Raw genomic sequence first — 19,137 nt, forward strand, 5'->3', positions numbered from 1 at the left:
ATGAACCACTCCACCCACAGTGGGGGGCTTCCGCCGCCGCTCGAGGCCTTCACGCAGGTGCTCGGCTTCGACGTGCCTCCGTCGCACCGGGCGCGTTGGGGCTCGGCCATCACCACCGCCAAGCGCCTGGGCACGGTGGGACTCGGGCCCGTGCAGCGGCTGTTGCTCTCGCGTCAGGTCCACTTCAACGCCCTGTTGGCCTCGCTGCTGCGGCAGCCGGAGCGGACGCTGCCGGAGCGTGCGCGGAGGGAGCTTGCTCCGCTCGCGGATCCCCTGCCGCTGGGCGTGAAGGCCGCGTGGCTGCCCGCGGCGCCGGGCCTGCGCGAACAACAGTCCTGGAACGGGGCCCTCGTGGCGTTGCTGTCCGGGCAGGACTGGCCCCTGCGGACCGACGGTGTGCGCGGGCCCCTGGATGCGCTGGATGCGCGCTGTGACGTGCTGGCGTCCCAGCCTCCAGGGACCGTGGGGCTTCCGTTGTGGCGCGAGGTGTGGCGGCGGCAGATTGGCTTCAACCATGCCTGTGTCCGGACCCTGCGACACATGCTCGGCGCGGCCCGGCCGGTCCTGGTGATGCCCGAGCCGGAGGCCTACGCGCGGGCTGCCCGCGAGCAGGAGGCGCGCGACGTCAGGGCCGCGACCACCGCGCTCGAAGGGCTGACGCGGCGTCCCCTCATCAGCCTCGTCACCCCGGCGTGGGAGACGCCGGTCGAGGTGCTCCAGGCGTGCATCGCTTCCGTGACGGCGCAGGTGTATCCGCACTGGGAGCTGTGCATCGTGGACGATGGTTCGCGTGGCGCGGGGGTCGCCGCGACGCTGCGACGGCTCGCGGCCGGGGATGCGCGCATCCGTTTCGAACGGCTGCCGGAGAACCAGGGCATCGCTCGCGCGACGAATGCCGCGCTGGCCATGGCCAGGGGAGAGTTCGTCGGTTTCCTCGACCATGACGACCTGCTGGCCCCGCATGCGCTGGCGGAGGTGGCGCTGCGTCTTGCGTCCGCTCCCGACACGGAGGTCCTCTACTCGGACGAGGACAAGGTGGATGCGGGGGGACAGCGCTTCGCGCCCTACCTGAAGCCGGAGTTGTCCCCGGAGCTGCTGCGCGCGGTGAACTACGTGTGTCACTTCCTGGTGGTGCGCACGTCGCTGCTCCGCGAGGTCGGCGGCATCCGGCCCGGCTTCGAGGGCGCGCAAGACCATGAGTTGCTTCTGCGGCTGATGGAGCGCACGCGGCGCTTCGCCCACATTCCCAAGGTGCTCTACCACTGGCGCACGTTGCCGGGCTCCACCGCCACGGATGCGAGCGCCAAGCCCGCCGCGTCCGAGGCAGGTCGCCGCGCAGTGACTGCGCACCTGGAGCGCGCGGGGGAGGCGGCGACGGTCGAGACTTCCGCGCCGGGGCTGTACCGGATCCGCCGCTCGATCGCCCATCGCCCCCGTGTGTCGGTGTTGTTGTCAGGTGAGAGCACCGAGGCAGGACTCGAATCGCTGCTCGCCCTGACGGACGGCTTGGAGGTGGAAGTGCTCGTGCCCGTCTTCGGGGGGCGCGAGCCGGGGGCCGCGGCGTCGGTCGCGTCCCCCGCGAAGGTCGTGCGCGTTCGCGTGGAGAGAACCCTGACGCCCGGGGCCGTGGCGAACCGACTCCTGCGCGCATCGAGTGGGGACCTCGTGCTGAGCCTGGACGCCGGCACGCTGCCGACCGAACCGGGCTGGCTTGCCGAGCTGTCCTCACAGGCCCTGCGTCCCGACGTGGGCGTGGTGGGCGCGCGGATCCTCTCCCCTGAAGGGCACGTGCTGCACGCGGGCCTGTGCTTCGGCTCGGAAGGTCGGCTGCTGCGGCCCTTCGCGGGGCTGCCGGATCCGTCGCTCCGGGACTTCGGCGGCTCGCACTGGCCCCGAGATCTGCTGGCCGTCTCCAGCGCCTGCGCGATGATCCGTCGCGACGTGCTGGAGTCCCTGGGCGGATGGGACGAGTCCTTCACGTCGGACGATGCCCGGGGCGCGGAGCTGTGCCTGCGCGTGGGCGCGCGAGGCCTTCGCGTGCTGTACACCCCCCACGCCCGGCTCGTGAGGACCCAGGCACGGAGCGATGGCGACGACGCGCGGGATGCCCCCCGCTTGCGCGAGGCGTGGACGCGTCACCCGCGCACCCCCAGAGGTGATCCCTTTGGCCATCCGTGCCTCGAACCCTCGGATGCGGAAGGAACAGACCGATGAGCGAAGTGCCTGAAGGCCGGCGCCGGAAGCTGGCCCGCCTGACGCGGGATGCGGCTCACGAAGTGCGCATGGGCGTGACGCGGCCCACCGTCCACCTGACACCTGAACCCGTCACGGGAGTGACCGCCGACAGCGGAGGCCCCTTCGAGTGGAACGCCGACGGCGCCGGGGCCCTCGTGGCCCTCACGGCCGACAGGCAACCGCTGCCCACGGGCTGGACACAGCTCTCCTTCCAGCTCCGCACCGAAGCCCCCGGCGCCGCCTCGCCCGTGCTCGTCGTGGACACGGGCGTCGCGGGGGCCGAACAGAGCATCCGGCTGCCGTTGGATGCCCACGGTCGTGCTCGCGCCCTCGTGCGACTTCCAGACGCCGTGCACGCGCTGCGCCTGGGCCCGGTCAGCCACGCCACGCGCTTCCGCCTCACCGACGTCCGCGCCGTGCGCGTGGGCCGGACGGAGGCCGCGCTGCGCACGACCCTGCCCCTGGCCCTGCGACTCGTACGGGAGCCCCAGCGCATTCCCCAGGTGGCCCGTCGCTACCTGGGCGCCCTGCGCACCGGGGGACTCCAGGGCGTGGATGGGGTGCTGGGCCAGAAGTCCCAGGGCAGGCTGTCGCTCGAAAGCTACGACGACTGGGTGGCGCAGTACGACACGCTCACCGACGCGGACCGCGAGTCCCTGCGCCGCACGGCGGAGGCCCTGCCCTGGAAGCCCCGGGTGTCCGTGGTGATGCCCACCTACAACACGCCGGAGGTCTGGCTCCGGCGGGCCATCGACTCCGTGCGCGCGCAGCTCTATCCCCACTGGGAGCTGTGCATCGCGGACGACGCCTCCCGCCAGCCCCACGTGCGCGCCGTGCTGGAGGACTGCGCCCAGCGCGATGCCCGCATCCGCTTCGTCGTCCGGCCCACCAACGGTCACATCTCCGCGGCCTCCAACTCCGCGCTGGCGCTGGCCCAGGGCGAGTTCGTCGCGCTCTTCGACCACGACGACGAACTCCCGGAGGACGCACTGCTCCGCGTGGCGGAAGCCCTCAACGCGCACCCCGACGCGGACATCGTCTACAGCGACGAGGACAAGATCGATCCGCGGGGCCGCCGGTTTGATCCGTACCTCAAGCCCGCGTTCAACCTGGACCTGTTCCGCACCCAGAACCTCATCAGCCACCTGGGCGTCTACCGCACGGAGCGCGTGCGCGAGGTGGGCGGCTTCCGCGTCGGCTTCGAAGGCAGTCAGGACCACGACCTGGCCCTGCGCGTGATGGAGCGCACCACGCCCGAACGCATCCATCACGTCCCGCGCGTGCTCTACCACTGGCGCGCCATCCCCGGCTCCACGGCGCTGCACGCGGGGGAGAAGGACTACGCCAGCATCGCCGCGCGCAAGGCGCTCCAGGAGCACCTGGACCGCACGGAGCCCGGTGCGCGCATCGAGCCGGGGGCCAATGCCTCACTCCAACGCGTCCGCCATCCGTTGCCCACGCCCCGGCCCCGGGTGACCGCCATCCTCCAGGCCCGGACCCACGAAGCGGCCACGGCCCGTCTCCACGGATGGCGTGCCTCGGCGCAAGGGTGGGATGTGGATTGGCGCGTGGCCTCCGGCGCTCACGAGCAGGCCTCCGCTTCCGCGAACGAGGCCGCGCGCGACGCCACGGGCGAGGTGCTGATCTTCGCCGACGCGGACCTGTCCCCGGACAGCGAGGACTGGCTCGCGGAGCTGGTGTCGCAGGCGCTGCGGCCGGAGGTGGGCGCGGTGGGGGCGAAGCTGCTCGCGCCGGACGGCCGCGTCGAACACGCGGGCTTCGTGTTGGGCATGGGCGCGGACGGGGTCGCGGGCTGTCCGTACCGGGGCCTGCCTCGCGACGGCACCGGACACGTGGGCCGCGCGGCGGTGCAGCAGCGGGTGTCCGCGGTGAGCGCGGCGTGCCTCGCCGTGCGCCGGAGCAGCTTCGAGGCCGTGGGCGGCTTCGACGCCGGACACCTGCCCGGTGCCTGGCGCGACGTGGACCTGTGCCTGAGGCTGGCGGCCCGGGGCTTGTGGACGGTCTGGACGCCCCACGCCGAGCTGATGCGACAGCCGCCCGCGAGGGAGCCGGAGGTGGTCCCGTCCGCTGCCGCCGCCGCATTCAAGGCTCGGTGGAAGGACACTCTCGACAGCGATGCGTTTCACAGCCCCAATCACGCACTGGGCACGGAGATGCTGCGCTTCGCGTGGCCTCCCCGCCCGCCGCGCTGACGGGCGGAAAGTCCAAACGGCAGGACGGGGACGGGGACGGAGGGGCTGTCTCCCCCCCTGGAGAGGAGGCGGCCTCCCGGCCTTGACGCTCTCCAGGGCAGATGACATGGAGGGACGTCCATCATCGGGCGGGCGCCTGTTCGAAGCCCCGCCACCGCGCCAACGCCTGGAGAGGGGGGCGTGCCCCGTGTATCGGGGCCAGGCCTTCCTGACGCCAAGAACACCATGCACCCACTGCTCAATCCCCTGGACCATCCCCTCAGCTTGACGGTGCCGAAGCGGCTTCTGGCCTCCTCCGCGTGGGTTGAACACGTCCCGTTCGCGATGTTCATCATCGACCTCGCGCGTCCCCGGACGTTCGTGGAGCTGGGGACGCACTCGGGCGTGTCCTATTGCGCGTTCTGCCAGGCCGTGGACACGCTGAAGCTGGAGACGAAGTGCCACGCGGTGGATACGTGGAAGGGGGATGCGCAAGCGGGCTTCTATGGGTCGGACGTGCTCGCCGACCTGCGCGCGCATCATGATCCGCTGTACGGCGGCTTCTCCCGCCTCAACGCGATGACCTTCTCCGAGGCGGCGGGCGCCTTCGCGGACGGCTCCATCGACCTGCTCCACATCGACGGCTGCCACACGTACGAGCAGGTGCGAGCGGACTTCGAGCAGTGGCTGCCCAAGATGAGCCGCTCAGGTGTCATCCTGTTTCACGACACCAACGTCCGGGAGCGCAACTTCGGCGTCTGGCGCTTGTGGGAAGAGCTGCGGGGGCGCCATCCCTCCTTCGAGTTCGACCACGGTCACGGCCTGGGCGTCCTGGCCGTGGGCCCGGATCAACCCGAGGGCGTGCGCGCCCTGGTGGAGGCGCGCGGCGAGGAGGCCGCCCGGCTCAAGGCCGCCTTCTTCGCGCTGGGCTCCCGGCTGTCGCTCCAGCTTCAGACCCAGCAGCTGATCGCGGAGCGGGACCGGCTGAGCCAGGAGCGCGACCAGCTCACCCAGACGCGCGACCAGCTCACCCAGACGCGCGATGAACTCTCCCAGCGCATCGACGCCACCACCCGCCGCGCCGAGCAGCTCCAGGCCGACGTGGAGGCCGCCCGGCTCCGGGCCCGCGCGGATGCCATCGCCCTGAGCGCCCGCTCCGCGGAACTCGACAAGCTGGAGAAGGCCCAGCGCGTGCTCCAGGTGGAGCTGGACCAGAAGGCGCACCGCGTCTCCGAACTGGATGCCCTGGCGTCCCAGCAGCGCTCGCAGCTGGCGCACATCAACGGCAGCCTCGGGTGGAAGCTCGTGAACCGCTACTGGGCGGCGCGCGAGCGCGTCCTGCCCCCCGGCACGCTTCGCGGGAAGGTCTACCAGCGCGGCAAGCAGACGCTCCACAAGGTCGGCGCGAAGCTGGCGCGGTTGCCCAGGGCGGAGCAGCTCGCGCCCAGCCCCGCCGGGAGCACCGCCGTGGCCATCGCCCGGGCAGCGCGCCCCCAGCCGTGGACGGTGCCGCTGACGAAGGACTCCCGGTCCAGCATCGGGCGGCGCATCCTCATCATCGCGGAGCTGTCGCTCCCCCAGTGCAAGCGCTACCGCGTGGACCAGAAGGTGGAGATGTTCCGCCGGCTGGGCAACGAGGTCACCGTGCTGCGCTGGAACGACCACGCCGAATGCAAGACGGCGCTCCAGTTCCATGGCCTGGTCATCTTCTACCGGGTGCCGGCGTTCCCCGACGTCGTGGAGACGCTCGAAGAGGTGAAGCGTCTGGGGTTGCCCCACTTCTTCGAAGTCGATGACCTCATCTTCGACGTGGAGGAGTACCGCCGGAACAGCAACGTGCAGGGCCTTCCCAAGAAGGAGCGCGACCTGCTGCTGGACGGCGCGAAGCTCTATCGCAAGGCGCTCGGCATGTGCGAGCACGCCATCGCGAGCACGCCGACCATCGCGGAGGCCATGCGCAAGGTCGTCACCGGCGACGTCTACGTCGTCGAGAACTGCCTGGACGAAGGCATCCTGGCGCTGTCCGAGGAGATGGAGCAGCGCCCGCCGACGGTGGACGCGGGCATGGTCACCATCGGCTATGGCAGCGGGACCCGGACGCACGACGCCGACTTCGCCGTCGCGTCGGACGCCATCCAGTCCGTGATGGAGCGCTACCCGAACGTGCGCCTGGCCATCCACGGCTTCCTGGAGCTGCCGGAGGGCTTCGAGCGCTTCTCCGACCGCGTCTTCCGCATTCCCTTCCTGGAGGCGGACGACTACCTGCGCGCCCTGGCCTCCTGGCAGATCAGCATCGCGCCCCTGGAGAAGACCCTCTTCAACGACGCCAAGAGCAACATCAAGTACATCGAGGCGTCGGTGTTCCGCGTGCCCACGGTGTGCTCGGGCGCGGGGCCGTTCCGGGAGATCGTCGAGAACGACAGCAACGGCTTCATCGCCACGACGAGCGCGGAGTGGGAGCGCGCGCTGTCGCGGCTGGTGGAGGACGCGGGCCTGCGCCAGCGGATGGGCGAGGCGGCGTACCGCAGCGTGATGGGCCGCTACCATCCCGCCGTGGTGGCCACCGAGCGGCTCCAGCCGGTGCTCAAGCACCTGCCTCCGCCGTCTCCCCCGCGCCTCAAGGTGCTGGAGGCGAACATCCTCTTCGCGCCGCTGAGCTTCGGCGGGGCCACCATCGTCGCGGAGCAGCTGGCGCACCGGCTCCATGACAACGGCTGTGACGTCACCGTCTTCACCGGCATCCTGGAGTCGCCGCTGTCGGCGTACTCGGTGGTGCGCTACGAGACCGGGGGCCTGCCCGTCATCGCCGCGCAGGTGCCGCACGGTGGCGACCGTGCGCTGGACTACGAGAACCCCCGCATGGGGGAGCTGTTCACCCAGGTGCTCAAGGCCGTGCGCCCGGACGTGGTGCACTTCCACTCCATCCAGATGCTGAGCGCCTCGCTCGCGACGGCGTGCCGGCAGGAGGGCATCCCCTACACCATCACCCTGCACGACGCGTGGTGGCTGTGCGAACGGCAGTTCATGGTTCGCGAGGACTCCACCTACTGCAACCAGAAGAGCATCGACCTGCGCGTCTGCTCCAAGTGCGTGCCGGACTCGCGCTTCACCTTCAAGCGGACGTTCGCGCTGCGCAAGGTGCTGGATGGCGCGGCCCTGCTGCTCACGCCCAGCGAGTTCCAGCGCCAGCTCTACATCGCCAATGGCATCGCCCCGGACCGCATCAAGGTCAACAAGAACGGCGTCATCCTGCCGTCGCGCGAGCGCACCCCCCGGCCGGAGAAGACCCCCGTGCGCTTCGCGTACCTGGGCGGCCGCGCGGTGCACAAGGGCTACTTCTGGCTCAAGGACATCCTCGAATCGATGCCCGAGGACCAGTACGTGCTGAAGATGACCGACATCCAGTTGCGCATGGGCTCCGCCTCCATCGACGCGAAGGAGTGGAAGGTGCCCGGCCGCGTGGAGGTCGTCCCGCCCTATGATCAGGACGGGCTGGATGCCTTCTTCGAAGGCGTCGACGTGCTGCTCATGCCCTCGCAGTGGAAGGAGAGCTTCGGTCTGGCGGTGCGGGAGGCCCTGGCCCGGGACGTGTGGGTGCTCGTCACGGCTTCGGGTGGCGTGGTCGAGGACGTCGTCGAAGGCGTCAATGGCAACATCGTGGAGATTGGCGACCGGGAAGGCTTCCGGCGGGCGCTCCGCGAGCTGCTGACGCATCCGGAGCGGCTTGCCCACCACCGCAATCCGCAGCGCGCCCAGGTGCGAGGCTACGAGACGCAGGCCACGGAGCTGCGGGACCTGCTCTCCGGAATCGCCCAGGCTCCCGTCCTGAAGCGGTCCGCCAGCTAGGCCACGACTCCGGCTTCCCTCCCAAGCTCATACACGGGAGGGAAAAGGTCCAGGCAAGCCTTCGAGTCCGTGTACCGGGCCCGCGTCGCTCAGGGCTTCTTGCGCTCGGCGGCCAGCTGCTCCAACTGCTTGTCCACCTCCTGGCGCCACAGGGCCTGCGTGCGCGCCTGGGTCCGCTGGTGCTCGTAGATGAGCGCGAGCGCGTCCAGGATGGACTCGTTGAACTCCACCTGCCGCCGCAGCGCTTCGTTGATGAAGGGCTGGAACGCGAGCCGGAAGGCGCGCTTGGCCATCACGAGCGCGGGCCCCACCACGGGACGGTGGGAGGTGGGCGCGTCGGCGTAGCGACTGTCGCGCTTGCGCCGCGCACCCTCCAGGAAGTGCGGCCAGGCAGCGCTGGAGGCCGGCGCCAGGGTGGCGGTGAACCTGCTGCGCAGCGCGTCCACCTTCTCCGGCTCGGGGCGCGGCAGCCGGCGCAGGGCTTCGGCCACCGCCTCCGCGGTGGGGTGGGTGCTGATGAGGTCTTCAGCGCGCATGCGTGCGTCCTCCTGCGTCCAGCTCCCGGGCCAGGTCCCTCGCGAGCGCGTCCACGTCCGTGTCGGGCTTCAGCTCCTTCAGGCGCGGTCCCAGCAACCGCCGCACCCCCGCGTCCGGCGCGCGGCGGGCCTCCCAGACGCCCCAGGCGTGGGCCTGGACCTGGGCCGCCGTCCGCCGGGCCACTTCCTCCGCGCCCGCGAACAGCACGGGGCCGGTGGCGCAGCGCACGCCCGTCTCCAGGGAAGAGGACGCGGGCGCATCCGAGCTCGCGGGGGAGGTTGGTTCATCCGGGGTGAAGTGCCACACCGGCGTGCCTTCACGTCGCTCCTCACGCGGCGCCAGTTGCAGCGGCATCACCCCGCGCCGCACCGTCCAGAGCCTCGCGCCGGGCATCCGGTCCACCACCGCGCGCGCCAAGCGGGACATGGGCGCGTCCGGCGCCGTGTCGAAGCCCGGGCACACCACCGTGGCGGCATCCGGCCCGGGCTTCGCTTGCACCGGAGAGCGGCCCTCCAGGAAGGGGGTCAGGGCCTCGTGCACCCGCCGGGCGACCGTCTGCTGGTCCAGCGGGGCCAGCCGGTCGCGCTGGGCGGCCACCACCTGCGCGCGCAGGGCCGCGTCGCGCTCCAGCACCGCGAGCAGCCCGGCCACCTCCACGGGGTCGTCCGACAGGGTGGTGAGGCCCGCGCCGCCCATCGTCTCCGGCACCGCCGCGGCGCCGTACGCCACCACCGGCACCCCCCGGTACATGGCCTCCAGCAGGGGCACGCCGAAGCCCTCGTGGCGGCTCATGGAGAGGTAGGCGGTCGCGGAGGCGAAGCACGCGGACAGCTGGGATGCGTCCACGCGTCCCAGGAAGACGACGCGCTCGGGGCCCAGCTGCTCGCGCAGGGCGATCACCGACGCGTCATAGGGCGTGCTGTTGGACAGCGTCCCCGCCACCAGCAGCCGGCTGCGCGGCTGGTACAGGCGCTGGTAGGCGGTGAAGACGCGCAGCACGTCCTCCAGGCGCTTGCTGGGCACGGTGCGGCCCACGAAGAGGATGTTCGCGCACCCATCCTCCACCTGCGCCCGGAGCGCCGGGTCCGGCGGCACGTCGAACGCGTTCCAGTCCACCGCGAAGGGCAGCACGGAGGCGTCGCGGTAGCCCGCGGCGGCCAGCTCCTCCGCGCTGAAGTGCGAGTAGGCCCAGGCGTGCGACACGTGGTCGCGCAGCGCCCGCAGCTCCTCGCGCGCCGCCGTGCAGCCTTGCGCCACGTGGCGGTCCACGCCCTCGAAGAACCGGGTGGGCGTGACGTTGTGGTACAGCAGCGCCTTGCGCCCCCGCGCCTTGGCGACCAGGGGGACGAGGCGCGACTCGAAGCTGTGGTGGATGAGCAGCGCGCTGTCGGAGCTGGCATCGCGCGGATAGTCCCGGGCGGGCCGCACCTGGTCGCGGCAGGCCTCGTCCCACTCATTCGCGTAGATTTCCGAGTCGAAGCCCCAGCCGCGCAGCAGGTCCCGCAGGTAGCGCACCTGATTGCCCACGGCGTCGCCCCAGGCCAGGTGCGACACCAGCTGGTGGACCCTCCCGACACTCCGGGAGGCGGTCCCTCGCTTGCTGTTCCAGAGGCTCACGTTGGCCATGGCGTTTACAACCGGCACGCACCGGGGACAAGTGGGCGCGGCCTTGCCTTGACGGGGCTCCCCTGCCTCCGATACGGAGGGCGCTTTCTCCTGCGTCCGAGTGGTGGCTTGTCAATGAACGTCCTGGTGACAGGGGGCTGCGGCTTCATCGGCTCCAATCTGGTGAAGTACCTGCGTCGCGAACGGCCTGACTGGAAGATCGTCAACCTCGACAAGCTCACCTACGCGGGCAACCTCGAGACGCTCGCCGACCTGGAGGGAGACCCGAAGCACGTCTTCGTCCGCGGCGACATCGGCAACCGTGAGCTGGTGGAGCACCTGATGGTGCAACATTCCATCGACGCGGTGATGCACCTGGCGGCGGAGAGCCACGTGGACCGCTCCATCCTGGGGCCGGAGATCTTCGTCACCACCAACGTCCTGGGGACCCAGCAGTTGCTGGAGGCCAGCCGGGCGCGGGGCGTGAAGCGCTTCCTGATGGTGTCCACCGACGAGGTGTACGGCTCGCTGGGGCCCACGGGCGCGTTCACCGAAAGCTCGCCCCTGCAGCCGTCCAGCCCGTACTCGGCGTCGAAGACGAGCTCCGACCTGGTCGCGCTGGCGTACCACCACACGTTCAAGATGGACGTGGTGGTGACGCGCTGCTCGAACAACTACGGCCGCTACCAGTTCCCGGAGAAGCTCATCCCGCTGATGGTGGTCAACGCGCTCCACGACAAGCCGCTGCCCGTCTATGGCGACGGCGCCAACGTGCGCGACTGGCTCCACGTGGAGGACCACTGCCAGGGCCTGCTGGTGGCGCTGGAGAAGGGCCGGGCCGGCGAGGTCTACAACATCGGCGGTGGCTCCGAGCGTCGCAACATCGAGATCGTCAAGGGCATCCTGGGCCTGCTGGGCAAGCCCGAGTCCCTCATCCAGTACGTGGCGGACCGGCCCGGGCATGACCGGCGCTACGCCATCGACCCGACGAAGATCCGCACGGAGCTGGGCTGGAAGGCGCAGCAGACCTTCGAGCAGGGGCTGGCGGACACGGTGAAGTGGTACGTGGAGAACCGCGCCTGGTGGGAGCGGGTGACGAGCGGCGCCTACCGCCAGTACTTCGACACCCAGTACAAGGCCCGCCTCCAGGGGAAGGGCTAGGCCATGCGCTTGCTCGTCACGGGGGCCAACGGCCTGGTGGGCAGCCGCGTCTGCGCGCTGCTGACCCAGCAGGGACACGACGTGGTGGGCCTGGGCCGCGGCCCCCGGCGCACCGGCGGGACGCACCGCTACGTGGAGGTGGACCTCACGCGTGAGGCGGACGTGGCCCAGGCGCTCTCCGCGAGCGCGCCCGAGGTGATCATCCACCCTGCCTCCATGACGGAAGTGGACGCGTGCGAGAAGGACCCCGAGGCCGCCTTCGCGGCGAACGTCACCGCCACGGCGGCGGTGGCCCGGGGCGCCCGGGCGGTGGGCGCGCACCTGGTGCACGTGTCCACGGACTACGTGTTCGACGGGGACGCGGGCCCGTACGCGGAGGACGCGCTGCCCAACCCGAAGGGCGTGTACGCGCTCACCAAGCACATGGCGGAGCAGGCGGCGCGCACCTTCGTCCCGGGCTGCGCCATCGCGCGCACGGCGGTGGTGTACGGCTGGCCGGCGGCGGGCCGTCCCAACTTCGGCGCCTGGCTGGTGGGCGCGCTGGAGAAGGGGCAGCCGGTGAAGCTCTTCGAGGACCAGGTGGTGTCCCCGAGCTTCGCGGACAGCGTGGCCGCGATGCTGGCGGAGCTGGGCGTGCGGCGGCTGGGCGGGGTGTGGAACACCTGCGGTGGCACCGTCATCGACCGGGTGGGGTTTGGCCGGGCGCTGTGCGAGGTGTTCGGCTTCGACGCGTCGCTCATCACGCCCACGCGGATGGCGGACCTGAAGCTCGCGAGCCCCCGGCCGCTGCGCAGTGGCCTGACGACGGACAAGGTGCGCGACCAACTGGAAGCAAAGCCGTTGGCGCTGGCCGAGTCGCTGGCGCGCTTCCACGCGGCGTGGAAGGCGAACCGTCCCGTTTGATCATCCGCGCGTGGCGGCCGGCCGCGCGCATCCCTCCACGCGATCCGCCGGAATCCCGGGCCGGGTGCGTGGAACGCAAGGAGCATCCATGAAGGGAATCGTTCTCGCCGGCGGCTCGGGCACGCGCCTGTATCCGCTGACGCGCGTGGTGAGCAAGCAGCTGTTGCCCGTCTACGACAAGCCGATGATCTACTACCCGGTGACGACGCTGATGCTGGCGGGCATCCGGGAGATCCTCATCATCTCCACGCCGCAGGACCTGCCGCGCTTTCGCGAACTGCTGGGGGACGGCGAGCAGTGGGGCGTGCGCTTCCAGTACGCCGAGCAGCCGAAGCCGGAGGGGCTGGCGCAGGCCTTCGTCATCGGCCGCGACTTCGTGGGCAAGGACCCGGTGTCCCTCATCCTGGGCGACAACATCTTCTACGGCCACGGCATGGGCGAACTCACGCAGCGCGCCTCGCGTCGCACGCATGGCGCGACGGTGTTCGGCTACTACGTGAAGGATCCGGAGCGCTACGGCGTGGTGGAGCTCAACGCGCAGCACCAGGCGGTGAGCATCGAGGAGAAGCCGGCGAAGCCGAAGTCGCACTACGCCGTCACCGGGTTGTACTTCTACGACAACCAGGTGGTGGACATCGCCGCCAACCTCAAGCCTGGCAAGCGCGGCGAGTATGAAATCACCGACGTGAACGCCGAGTACCTGCGGCGCGGGCAGCTCAACGTGGAGCTGATGGGCCGGGGCTACGCGTGGCTGGACACCGGCACGCACGAGTCGCTGATGCAGGCGTCCAACTACATCGAGATCATCGAGCGCCGTCAGGGCCTCAAGGTCGCGTGCCCGGAGGAGATCGCCTTCCGCATGGGCTACATCGACGACAAGCAGTTGGCGGCGCTGGCGGCGCCCATGCGCAAGAACGAGTACGGCCAGTACCTGTTGGATCTCATCGAGAACCGGGGAGCGGTGTCGTGAAGGTCACCCCCCTGGAGCTTCCCGAAGTCCTCCTGGTGGAGCCGAAGGTGTTCGGCGACGACCGGGGCTTCTTCCTCGAGTCGTACCACGCGAAGCGCTACGCGGACGCCGGCATCACCGGCCCCTTCGTGCAGGACAACCTGTCGCGCTCCGTGAAGGGCACCCTGCGGGGGCTGCACTTCCAGGAGCCGAACGCGCAGGGCAAGCTGGTGCAGTGCCTGTCCGGCGCGGTGTGGGACGTGGCGGTGGACGTGCGGCGCGGCTCGCCCACGTTCGGCCGCTGGGTGGCCGCGGAGCTGTCGTTCGAGAACAAGCGCCAGCTCTGGGTGCCTCCGGGCTTCGCGCACGGCTTCTGCGTGCTCAGCGACTCCGCGGACTTCTTCTACAAGTGCACCGCGCTGTACTCGCCGGAGACCGAGCGGAGCGTGCACTGGAATGATCCCGACCTGGCCATCCCCTGGCCGGTGAGCGCGCCGCTGCTGTCCGGCAAGGATCAGCAGGCGCCCCGGCTGAAGGACGCCCCGGTCCTGCCCGTTTTCTGACGGTTGTCCGACGTCTGGAGCAGGCGGGCGGACGCGAAGTGGGGGCTTGCCATTCCGGTCTCCCTGCGCGGGCAGCAGGCAGGGAGGCGGGCGACTTCCGCGAGGAGGACGCCAGTCAGGGGATGGAATGCCCAATCTCCTCCGAGCAGTCGTGGCCACACCTCGGAGGAGGCAGCATGGTTTTGCCCGGCAAGGGAATGAGCTGGAAGGAGTTCTTCAAGTCCCTCAAGGCCGAGTGGGGGCGGGACAACGTGGGCAACGTGGCGGGGGCGCTGACGTTCCAGGGCATCCTCGCGCTGTTCCCGTTCCTGCTGTTCCTCGTGTCGCTCGCGGGCGTGTTGATTGATCCGCATCAGGCGCAGCAGCTCGTCCAGGAGCTGTCGCGCGTGGCGCCGCAGGAGGTGACGAAGATCCTGGGTGAGCGGCTGGAGGCGCTGGCGAACAGCAACCCGGTGGGGCTGTTGACCATTGGTGGCGTGGGCGCCATCTGGGCGGCGTCGGGCGGCATCGTGGCGCTGATGGAGGCGCTCAACACCGTCTACGGCGTGGAGGAGAAGCGCCCGTTCTGGAAGAAGCGCGGCATCGCGCTCCTGACGACGCTGGGCACGGCGGTGACGGCGGTGCTGGCGGCCCTCGTCGCGGTCGTCACGCCGGCGGTGGCGAACAAGCTGGGTGAGCCGCTGAGCACCGTCATCATGTGGCTGCGCCTGCCGGTGGCGGGGCTCCTGATGATGTGCCTGTGGGCGTACCTGTACTACGCGCTGCCGGACGTGAAGCAGAAGTTCAAGTTCATCACGCCGGGCTCGGTGGTGGGCGTGCTCATCTGGGTGGCCGCGTCGTGGGCGTTCTCCATGTACGTGGCGAACTTCGGCTCGTACGACGTGAACTACGGCGCCATCGGTGGTGTCATCGTGCTCTTGCTGTGGATGTGGATCTCCTGCCAGGTCATCCTGCTGGGCGCGGAGATCAACGGCATCCTGGAGCACAAGTCGCCGGACGGTAAGTCGCCGGGTCAGCGCGATCCGGATGCGGCCGGCCCGAACGTGACGAAGACGGAGGCGGAGGAGAAGGGCGCGGACCTGCCTGGAGCCACGGACTTCCGTCCCAAGCCGCCGGTGCCGCCGTACACCACGGCGCCCGTGCCGCTGAGCAAGACGCCCCTGGCGGCGGCGGCGAAGGTGGCCGCGGGCGTGGGCCTGGGGGTGTTCCTGATGCGCCGCAAGTCTCCGGCGCGGTAGCCGGCACGGACACGGGGCGTGACGACGGCGGGCGGTCTTCCTTGGGGAAGGCCGCCCGTGGTCGTTTCAGGGCAGGGGCGTGGTGACGTAGTCCTTCCCGTCCGAATGACAGCCGTGGCAGGTGTCGTGGCCGCGGCCGTAGTAGTTGCTGTCGTAGTTCGGGCCGAAGCCCTCGTAGAAGATCCAGGTGTCCTTGCCGGCGCCGTCGGCGACCTTCACGTCCAGCGCGTGGCCCCGGAGGGTCTTCCCGTCCTTCTCGAACAGCTCCTTGACGAGGATGCTGCCCACGGGGTGTGTGGCATTGCCGTCGCGCAGCGAGCCCACGACGCGGTCGTTGAAGAAGACGCGGACCTTGCTGCCGTGGGGCGCGCGCGTTTCGTGGACGGTGGGCTCGGCGAGCCACGACTTGTAGCGGCCGGAGCGCACGAAGTCGGTGATGCCCTGTTCGGAGGTATCGAGTTCCTGGACGACGCCCAGGCCCTCATCCACGGACGAGGAGGGGCCACAGGCGCTGGCGAGCAGCAGGAGGGACAGCAGCAGGGGGCGCGGGTGCATTCCCTGCGTTACGCCGGGGGGCCCGGGCGGGTTACGTGGGAGCGGCTCAATGTTCCGAATAGATGTGGGTGAGGCCGACTCTCAGGGCCGTCACGACCTCGGGGATGTCGATCTCGAACCAGCCCCGGTTCAGGTCGGCGCGGGTGACTTGGTAGTAGACCGTGCCGAATTCGTCATCGAAGGAGAAGTCATCGACGTCGAAGATGGAGAGCTCGATAGGGTTCTTGAGGAGGTTGGACGACACCACTTGGCAGCTCCCCGCAGACCACCGGGGCTCCAGGCTCTGAACGGTCTCGGTGCGCGAGCGCTCGGAGGCGGAAGGGCAGCGCATCTCGACGACGACGTCCGGCGGCGAGCCATCCGGATCCCATTCCGGGTCCTCCTCGTCGAGCGGGTCGAAATCGAGAATGGACGCCGCGAGGGGCTGCACCCGCGTGCGCATCACGCCCACGATGCAGGTCTGCTTTTGCAGGTGGCAGACCGAGCCCTCGGCACAGCCCTCACACGTGCCACCCGTCCTGGGGCCGCAGGCATCATCCCCCAGGGAGCGGATGCACGTGTCGTCCGCCCCGCAGCACCCGTCCCGACAGTTGTCCGGGGTGCACTCCGAAGGCCCGCACGCGGAGAGGAGCAGCGCGCAGGTCAGGGCGAGTAGGAGGGACGCGGGTCTTCTCATAAGGGCAGCGGCGAAATCTGGCAGACCTGGGGGAGTGGTATCAAACCACGCCCTGCGATGGCTGCATGCTGGCTCCCCACAGCGCGGTACAATCAAGGCTCATGGACGCCATTGACCGAGTGCTGGCTCGCGCTGGACGGCCTTCTCCGCCGCGAACGGCTGGTGGGGAAGGGCTCCGAAAACACACGGCCCTCCGCATCCAGGAGCGATGGAACCCCCTGCCACAGGGCTCCGACTATTCGGTCAGATAGGTGTCGAGCTGGAAGACCAGGGAGGTAACGGCCTCGGGAATCGCGACATCCACCGAGCGCCGGTCGAGGTCCGCTTGGGTCAGTTGATATTGGGCGACGGTGATCTCGTCGTCGAAGAACGCGTCGACATCAATGACCCTGAACTGGATGGGGGCCGCGAGGAGGTCCTGGGCGAGGACATCGCAGCCACCCTTGGTCCACTGAGGGGTCAGGCTCTCAATCTCTTCCGTGAGGGAGACCAGCGGCTCCGGCTGGGGGCAGGTCAACTCGACCACGACATCCGGGGGAGAGCCATCAAGGTCCCAGTCGCTGTCATCCGAAGGATCAAGAGCCGTGAGCGTAGCGCGAAGCGCCCTGAGCCGCGTTCGGATGACCGGGGTGATGCACTCCTGCCTCGTCGGATGACACACCATTCCGGACGCGCATTTCGTGCAGACGCTTCCGTTGAGACCACACGCTTCGGCGCCCCGGGTCGTGATGCACTTGTTGGTCAAAGCATCACAACAGCCTGTGGTGCAATTTCCTGCGTTACAGACTTCGTCGAGGGGCGGCGGTTGTTCATCGACCGTAGGATCTTCAGCGGGTCCTGGGCAGCCAGTCACGAAGAGGAAGGACATCATGAAAACAAGGGAGAGGATTCGATTCATGGAGGGCTACCGGGAACCGTTCAGATCAAGAAGAAGGACGCGGGTTCCGTTGTCCTGACGCACTTCCGCGGTGGTCAGCCTGGCAACAGGAATGCTTACAGCTTGAGGTCGTTTATCACTTGGGCTTGGAACGAGTGCCACGCTCGTGGCTTGCTTCGAACGCAGGGTGGCTCTGCTCTGAGGGTCGACGTAGCCGACGAAGAAGAGTTCGTCGTTGGGGGTGCGATGCAGTTCGATGCCATCCCGGAGGCTACCGAAAAGCGGAGTCTTCGCATTGAACGAGGGAACGCTCTCCATTTGGACAAAGGCATACCGGCCTCGGGGGAGCTGATCCACGTGTGAAGCACGTTCCGCTGTCAATGCAACCGAGACCCGGTGCTGCTGTCGCAGGATGCTGATGGATTCGGCGGGCGCAGGGAAAGAGGTGAACACGGGTTTCTGCGGGTTGGGAATCGCATTTCTGGGCGGCGGCATATCCGTGCCGACCTCCCTGTGTTCATTGCTCTGGGTCACCAGCGCGAAGGCGCCAACGAACAGCGGAAGCGCCAGGACCGGCACGAGCCAGTTGGCAGTGGAGCGGTCCTTCTGGGGAGGTGACGACGCCTGATTGATGGCTGGTGAAACCGTGCTCGCAGGGGAAACGGCGATGACGGGGCCCGTTGGTGCCGGTTGCGTCGTGGCGGATTCAGGGCGCGGCGAATGGGGCGGACGAGGCCGGGTCGTTGACGCGTTGACAGGGGCCTGGGCCGGGTGTGAATCGCCAGTACCGCCAGCCCGTTGATCCGGGACTGTTGCACGCTTCGCGTCCAGGTCACCTTCACCGATGGCGGAAGGGGCTCCAGGCGTGTCGAAGTCCTCGCGGATTTTCGCGAAGAGTTCATGGCAGTTGATGCCACCATAGATGCGAAGCTGGTTACGGCCAGTCAGCTCTCTGATTTGGTTGAAGAGGTGCTTGTTTCTCGCTTCGACAACGACGGTTTCGCTGTCGTAGAAGGCCCAGAGGATGTCTACGTTCTGGTGGCGATCAGCTGCGATGGATGAGAGCGTTTGGGTGAAGACATCGTCCCATCCGCCGTATCCAACGACAATCAGGGTGTGGGTGTTGAGGAGTCTGATGATGTCGGCCGTAACGCGCTTGCGTTCACGAGCGATTTCCATGGGGGTGTGGAGGGTTTCGCCGTTGAGCCAGTAACCATGGAGGTGAACGATGTGGGCGACATTGGGGGTTGAGAGCTTGGCTTGGCTGAATGGCTCATCCCGGTCGACCACAGTCCGGAGGAATTCCCCTTTTGCCATCTTCACGGATGCGGAGATGAGGGGATCAAAGTTCGTTGTCAGGACGGGGCCAAAGCGTTCGGGATGGTCCGCGAGGAGCTTGCCCAGATGGAGTGTCGCAGGGGGCAATGCCCAGCCGCTGAAGTCGTCATCGAGCTGTGCTTCCGTGAGTCCAGACTCATTCCGTGCGTTTGTTCGGGCTCTAAGGACCGCCTCGCGAATGACGGTATTGGCGATGCCTCTGTTGCTGCGATCCTGGAGGAACTTCATTGCCCACTGATAGCGGTTGTTTTTGCCGGCCTTGAGTTCTGCGTCGAACTGCTCGAGGTGCTTGGCCGGAACGCGCTTTCGGATGAGTTCGAGCATCGCCTCCACCCCTGGAACCTGAGGGGCATCTTCCTTCGCCTGCGTGGAGAGCGGCGACCCAACGAGAAAAGCGATTTTCTTGTTGGGGGTGGATGCCTGCAAGGCGCTGCGAAGTGCGTCCAGTGGAGGAAGGGAGTT

14 protein-coding genes are annotated in these 19,137 nt (G+C 69.0%); 8 read left to right on the forward strand and 6 right to left on the reverse strand.

Features of this window, described 5'->3' with window-relative positions; translation table 11 throughout:
• From D7Y13_RS07085 to D7Y13_RS07095, 3 genes are all read left to right on the forward strand, one after another.
• On the forward strand, window positions 1-2,214 hold the full coding sequence (locus D7Y13_RS07085; RefSeq protein ID WP_120581922.1) for a glycosyltransferase family 2 protein: 2,214 nt from the start codon (window positions 1-3) through the stop codon (window positions 2,212-2,214).
• Window positions 2,211-4,448 carry a glycosyltransferase family 2 protein gene (locus tag D7Y13_RS07090; protein ID WP_120581923.1) on the forward strand — a complete coding sequence of 746 codons (2,238 nt, stop codon included), beginning with the start codon at window positions 2,211-2,213 and terminating at the stop codon, window positions 4,446-4,448. Before D7Y13_RS07085 ends, D7Y13_RS07090 begins: the two co-directional genes overlap by 4 nt.
• A 225-nt stretch (window positions 4,449-4,673) precedes the next feature.
• The gene (locus D7Y13_RS07095) at window positions 4,674-8,273 is read left to right on the forward strand and encodes a class I SAM-dependent methyltransferase (RefSeq protein WP_120581924.1); all 3,600 of its coding nucleotides are present in this window, start codon (window positions 4,674-4,676) and stop codon (window positions 8,271-8,273) included.
• 89 nt (window positions 8,274-8,362) lie between these two features.
• On the opposite strand, the gene D7Y13_RS07100 is transcribed toward D7Y13_RS07095, so the two are convergent.
• Together D7Y13_RS07100 and D7Y13_RS07105 are read right to left on the reverse strand one after the other, a co-directional pair.
• A complete protein-coding gene (locus D7Y13_RS07100) occupies window positions 8,363-8,809 on the reverse strand; it encodes a hypothetical protein (RefSeq protein ID WP_120535681.1) in 447 nt (148 codons plus the stop codon).
• Window positions 8,799-10,436, reverse strand: a complete 1,638-nt coding sequence (locus D7Y13_RS07105; RefSeq protein ID WP_120535682.1) for a glycosyltransferase — start codon at window positions 10,434-10,436, stop codon at window positions 8,799-8,801. Before D7Y13_RS07105 ends, D7Y13_RS07100 begins: the two co-directional genes overlap by 11 nt.
• A gap of 114 nt (window positions 10,437-10,550) precedes the next feature.
• Between D7Y13_RS07105 and rfbB the strand changes: the two genes are divergently transcribed.
• The 5 genes from rfbB (at window position 10,551) to D7Y13_RS07130 (ending at window position 15,229) form a co-directional block, all read left to right on the forward strand.
• Window positions 10,551-11,576 (forward strand): dTDP-glucose 4,6-dehydratase, encoded by a 1,026-nt coding sequence (gene rfbB, locus D7Y13_RS07110; RefSeq protein ID WP_120581925.1) that lies wholly within the window; start codon window positions 10,551-10,553, stop codon window positions 11,574-11,576.
• Between the two features lie 3 nt (window positions 11,577-11,579).
• Entirely contained in the window at window positions 11,580-12,479 is a 900-nt protein-coding gene (locus D7Y13_RS07115; protein WP_120535684.1) for an SDR family oxidoreductase, read from the forward strand.
• An 88-nt stretch (window positions 12,480-12,567) separates the two neighbouring features.
• The gene (rfbA, locus tag D7Y13_RS07120; protein ID WP_120535685.1) at window positions 12,568-13,449 is read left to right on the forward strand and encodes a glucose-1-phosphate thymidylyltransferase RfbA; all 882 of its coding nucleotides are present in this window, start codon (window positions 12,568-12,570) and stop codon (window positions 13,447-13,449) included.
• Window positions 13,446-13,991 (forward strand): dTDP-4-dehydrorhamnose 3,5-epimerase, encoded by a 546-nt coding sequence (rfbC, locus tag D7Y13_RS07125; protein ID WP_120535686.1) that lies wholly within the window; start codon window positions 13,446-13,448, stop codon window positions 13,989-13,991. The genes rfbA and rfbC overlap by 4 nt, the downstream gene beginning before the upstream one ends.
• A gap of 176 nt (window positions 13,992-14,167) precedes the next feature.
• Window positions 14,168-15,229 carry a YihY/virulence factor BrkB family protein gene (locus D7Y13_RS07130; RefSeq protein ID WP_120581926.1) on the forward strand — a complete coding sequence of 354 codons (1,062 nt, stop codon included), beginning with the start codon at window positions 14,168-14,170 and terminating at the stop codon, window positions 15,227-15,229.
• A 66-nt stretch (window positions 15,230-15,295) separates the two neighbouring features.
• Here D7Y13_RS07130 and D7Y13_RS07135 read toward each other — a convergent pair whose 3' ends face one another.
• The 4 genes from D7Y13_RS07135 to D7Y13_RS07150 all read right to left on the reverse strand — a co-directional run bounded on the left by D7Y13_RS07135 (window position 15,296) and on the right by D7Y13_RS07150 (window position 19,101).
• Complete coding sequence (locus D7Y13_RS07135; RefSeq protein WP_120535688.1) at window positions 15,296-15,784, reverse strand: hypothetical protein; 489 nt, start codon at window positions 15,782-15,784, stop codon at window positions 15,296-15,298.
• Window positions 15,785-15,830: 46 nt separating this feature from the next.
• Entirely contained in the window at window positions 15,831-16,226 is a 396-nt protein-coding gene (locus D7Y13_RS45660; protein ID WP_233595234.1) for a hypothetical protein, read from the reverse strand.
• Window positions 16,227-16,695: 469 nt separating this feature from the next.
• Window positions 16,696-17,358 (reverse strand): hypothetical protein, encoded by a 663-nt coding sequence (locus D7Y13_RS45135; RefSeq protein ID WP_147444132.1) that lies wholly within the window; start codon window positions 17,356-17,358, stop codon window positions 16,696-16,698.
• Window positions 17,359-17,364: 6 nt separating this feature from the next.
• Window positions 17,365-19,101 (reverse strand): SIR2 family protein, encoded by a 1,737-nt coding sequence (locus D7Y13_RS07150; RefSeq protein ID WP_158620239.1) that lies wholly within the window; start codon window positions 19,099-19,101, stop codon window positions 17,365-17,367.
• Between the last annotated feature and the right edge of the window lie 36 nt (window positions 19,102-19,137).

Origin of the sequence: Corallococcus praedator (assembly GCF_003612125.1) — a bacterium.
In the GTDB taxonomy this organism is placed as follows: Bacteria; Myxococcota; Myxococcia; order Myxococcales; family Myxococcaceae; genus Corallococcus; species Corallococcus praedator.

Excerpts from the sequence above, each read along its gene's own strand:
- D7Y13_RS07085 (WP_120581922.1), top strand. The coding sequence starts at position 1 with ATGAACCACTCCACCCACAGTGGGGGGCTTCCGCCGCCGCTCGAGGCC.
- D7Y13_RS07090 (WP_120581923.1), top strand. The coding sequence starts at position 2,211 with ATGAGCGAAGTGCCTGAAGGCCGGCGCCGGAAGCTGGCCCGCCTGACG.
- D7Y13_RS07095 (WP_120581924.1), top strand. The coding sequence starts at position 4,674 with ATGCACCCACTGCTCAATCCCCTGGACCATCCCCTCAGCTTGACGGTG.
- D7Y13_RS07100 (WP_120535681.1), bottom strand. The coding sequence starts at position 8,809 with ATGCGCGCTGAAGACCTCATCAGCACCCACCCCACCGCGGAGGCGGTG.
- D7Y13_RS07105 (WP_120535682.1), bottom strand. The coding sequence starts at position 10,436 with ATGGCCAACGTGAGCCTCTGGAACAGCAAGCGAGGGACCGCCTCCCGG.
- rfbB (WP_120581925.1), top strand. The coding sequence starts at position 10,551 with ATGAACGTCCTGGTGACAGGGGGCTGCGGCTTCATCGGCTCCAATCTG.
- D7Y13_RS07115 (WP_120535684.1), top strand. The coding sequence starts at position 11,580 with ATGCGCTTGCTCGTCACGGGGGCCAACGGCCTGGTGGGCAGCCGCGTC.
- rfbA (WP_120535685.1), top strand. The coding sequence starts at position 12,568 with ATGAAGGGAATCGTTCTCGCCGGCGGCTCGGGCACGCGCCTGTATCCG.
- D7Y13_RS07130 (WP_120581926.1), top strand. The coding sequence starts at position 14,168 with ATGGTTTTGCCCGGCAAGGGAATGAGCTGGAAGGAGTTCTTCAAGTCC.
- D7Y13_RS07135 (WP_120535688.1), bottom strand. The coding sequence starts at position 15,784 with ATGCACCCGCGCCCCCTGCTGCTGTCCCTCCTGCTGCTCGCCAGCGCC.
- D7Y13_RS45660 (WP_233595234.1), bottom strand. The coding sequence starts at position 16,226 with ATGCGCACGCGGGTGCAGCCCCTCGCGGCGTCCATTCTCGATTTCGAC.
- D7Y13_RS45135 (WP_147444132.1), bottom strand. The coding sequence starts at position 17,358 with ATGAATCGAATCCTCTCCCTTGTTTTCATGATGTCCTTCCTCTTCGTG.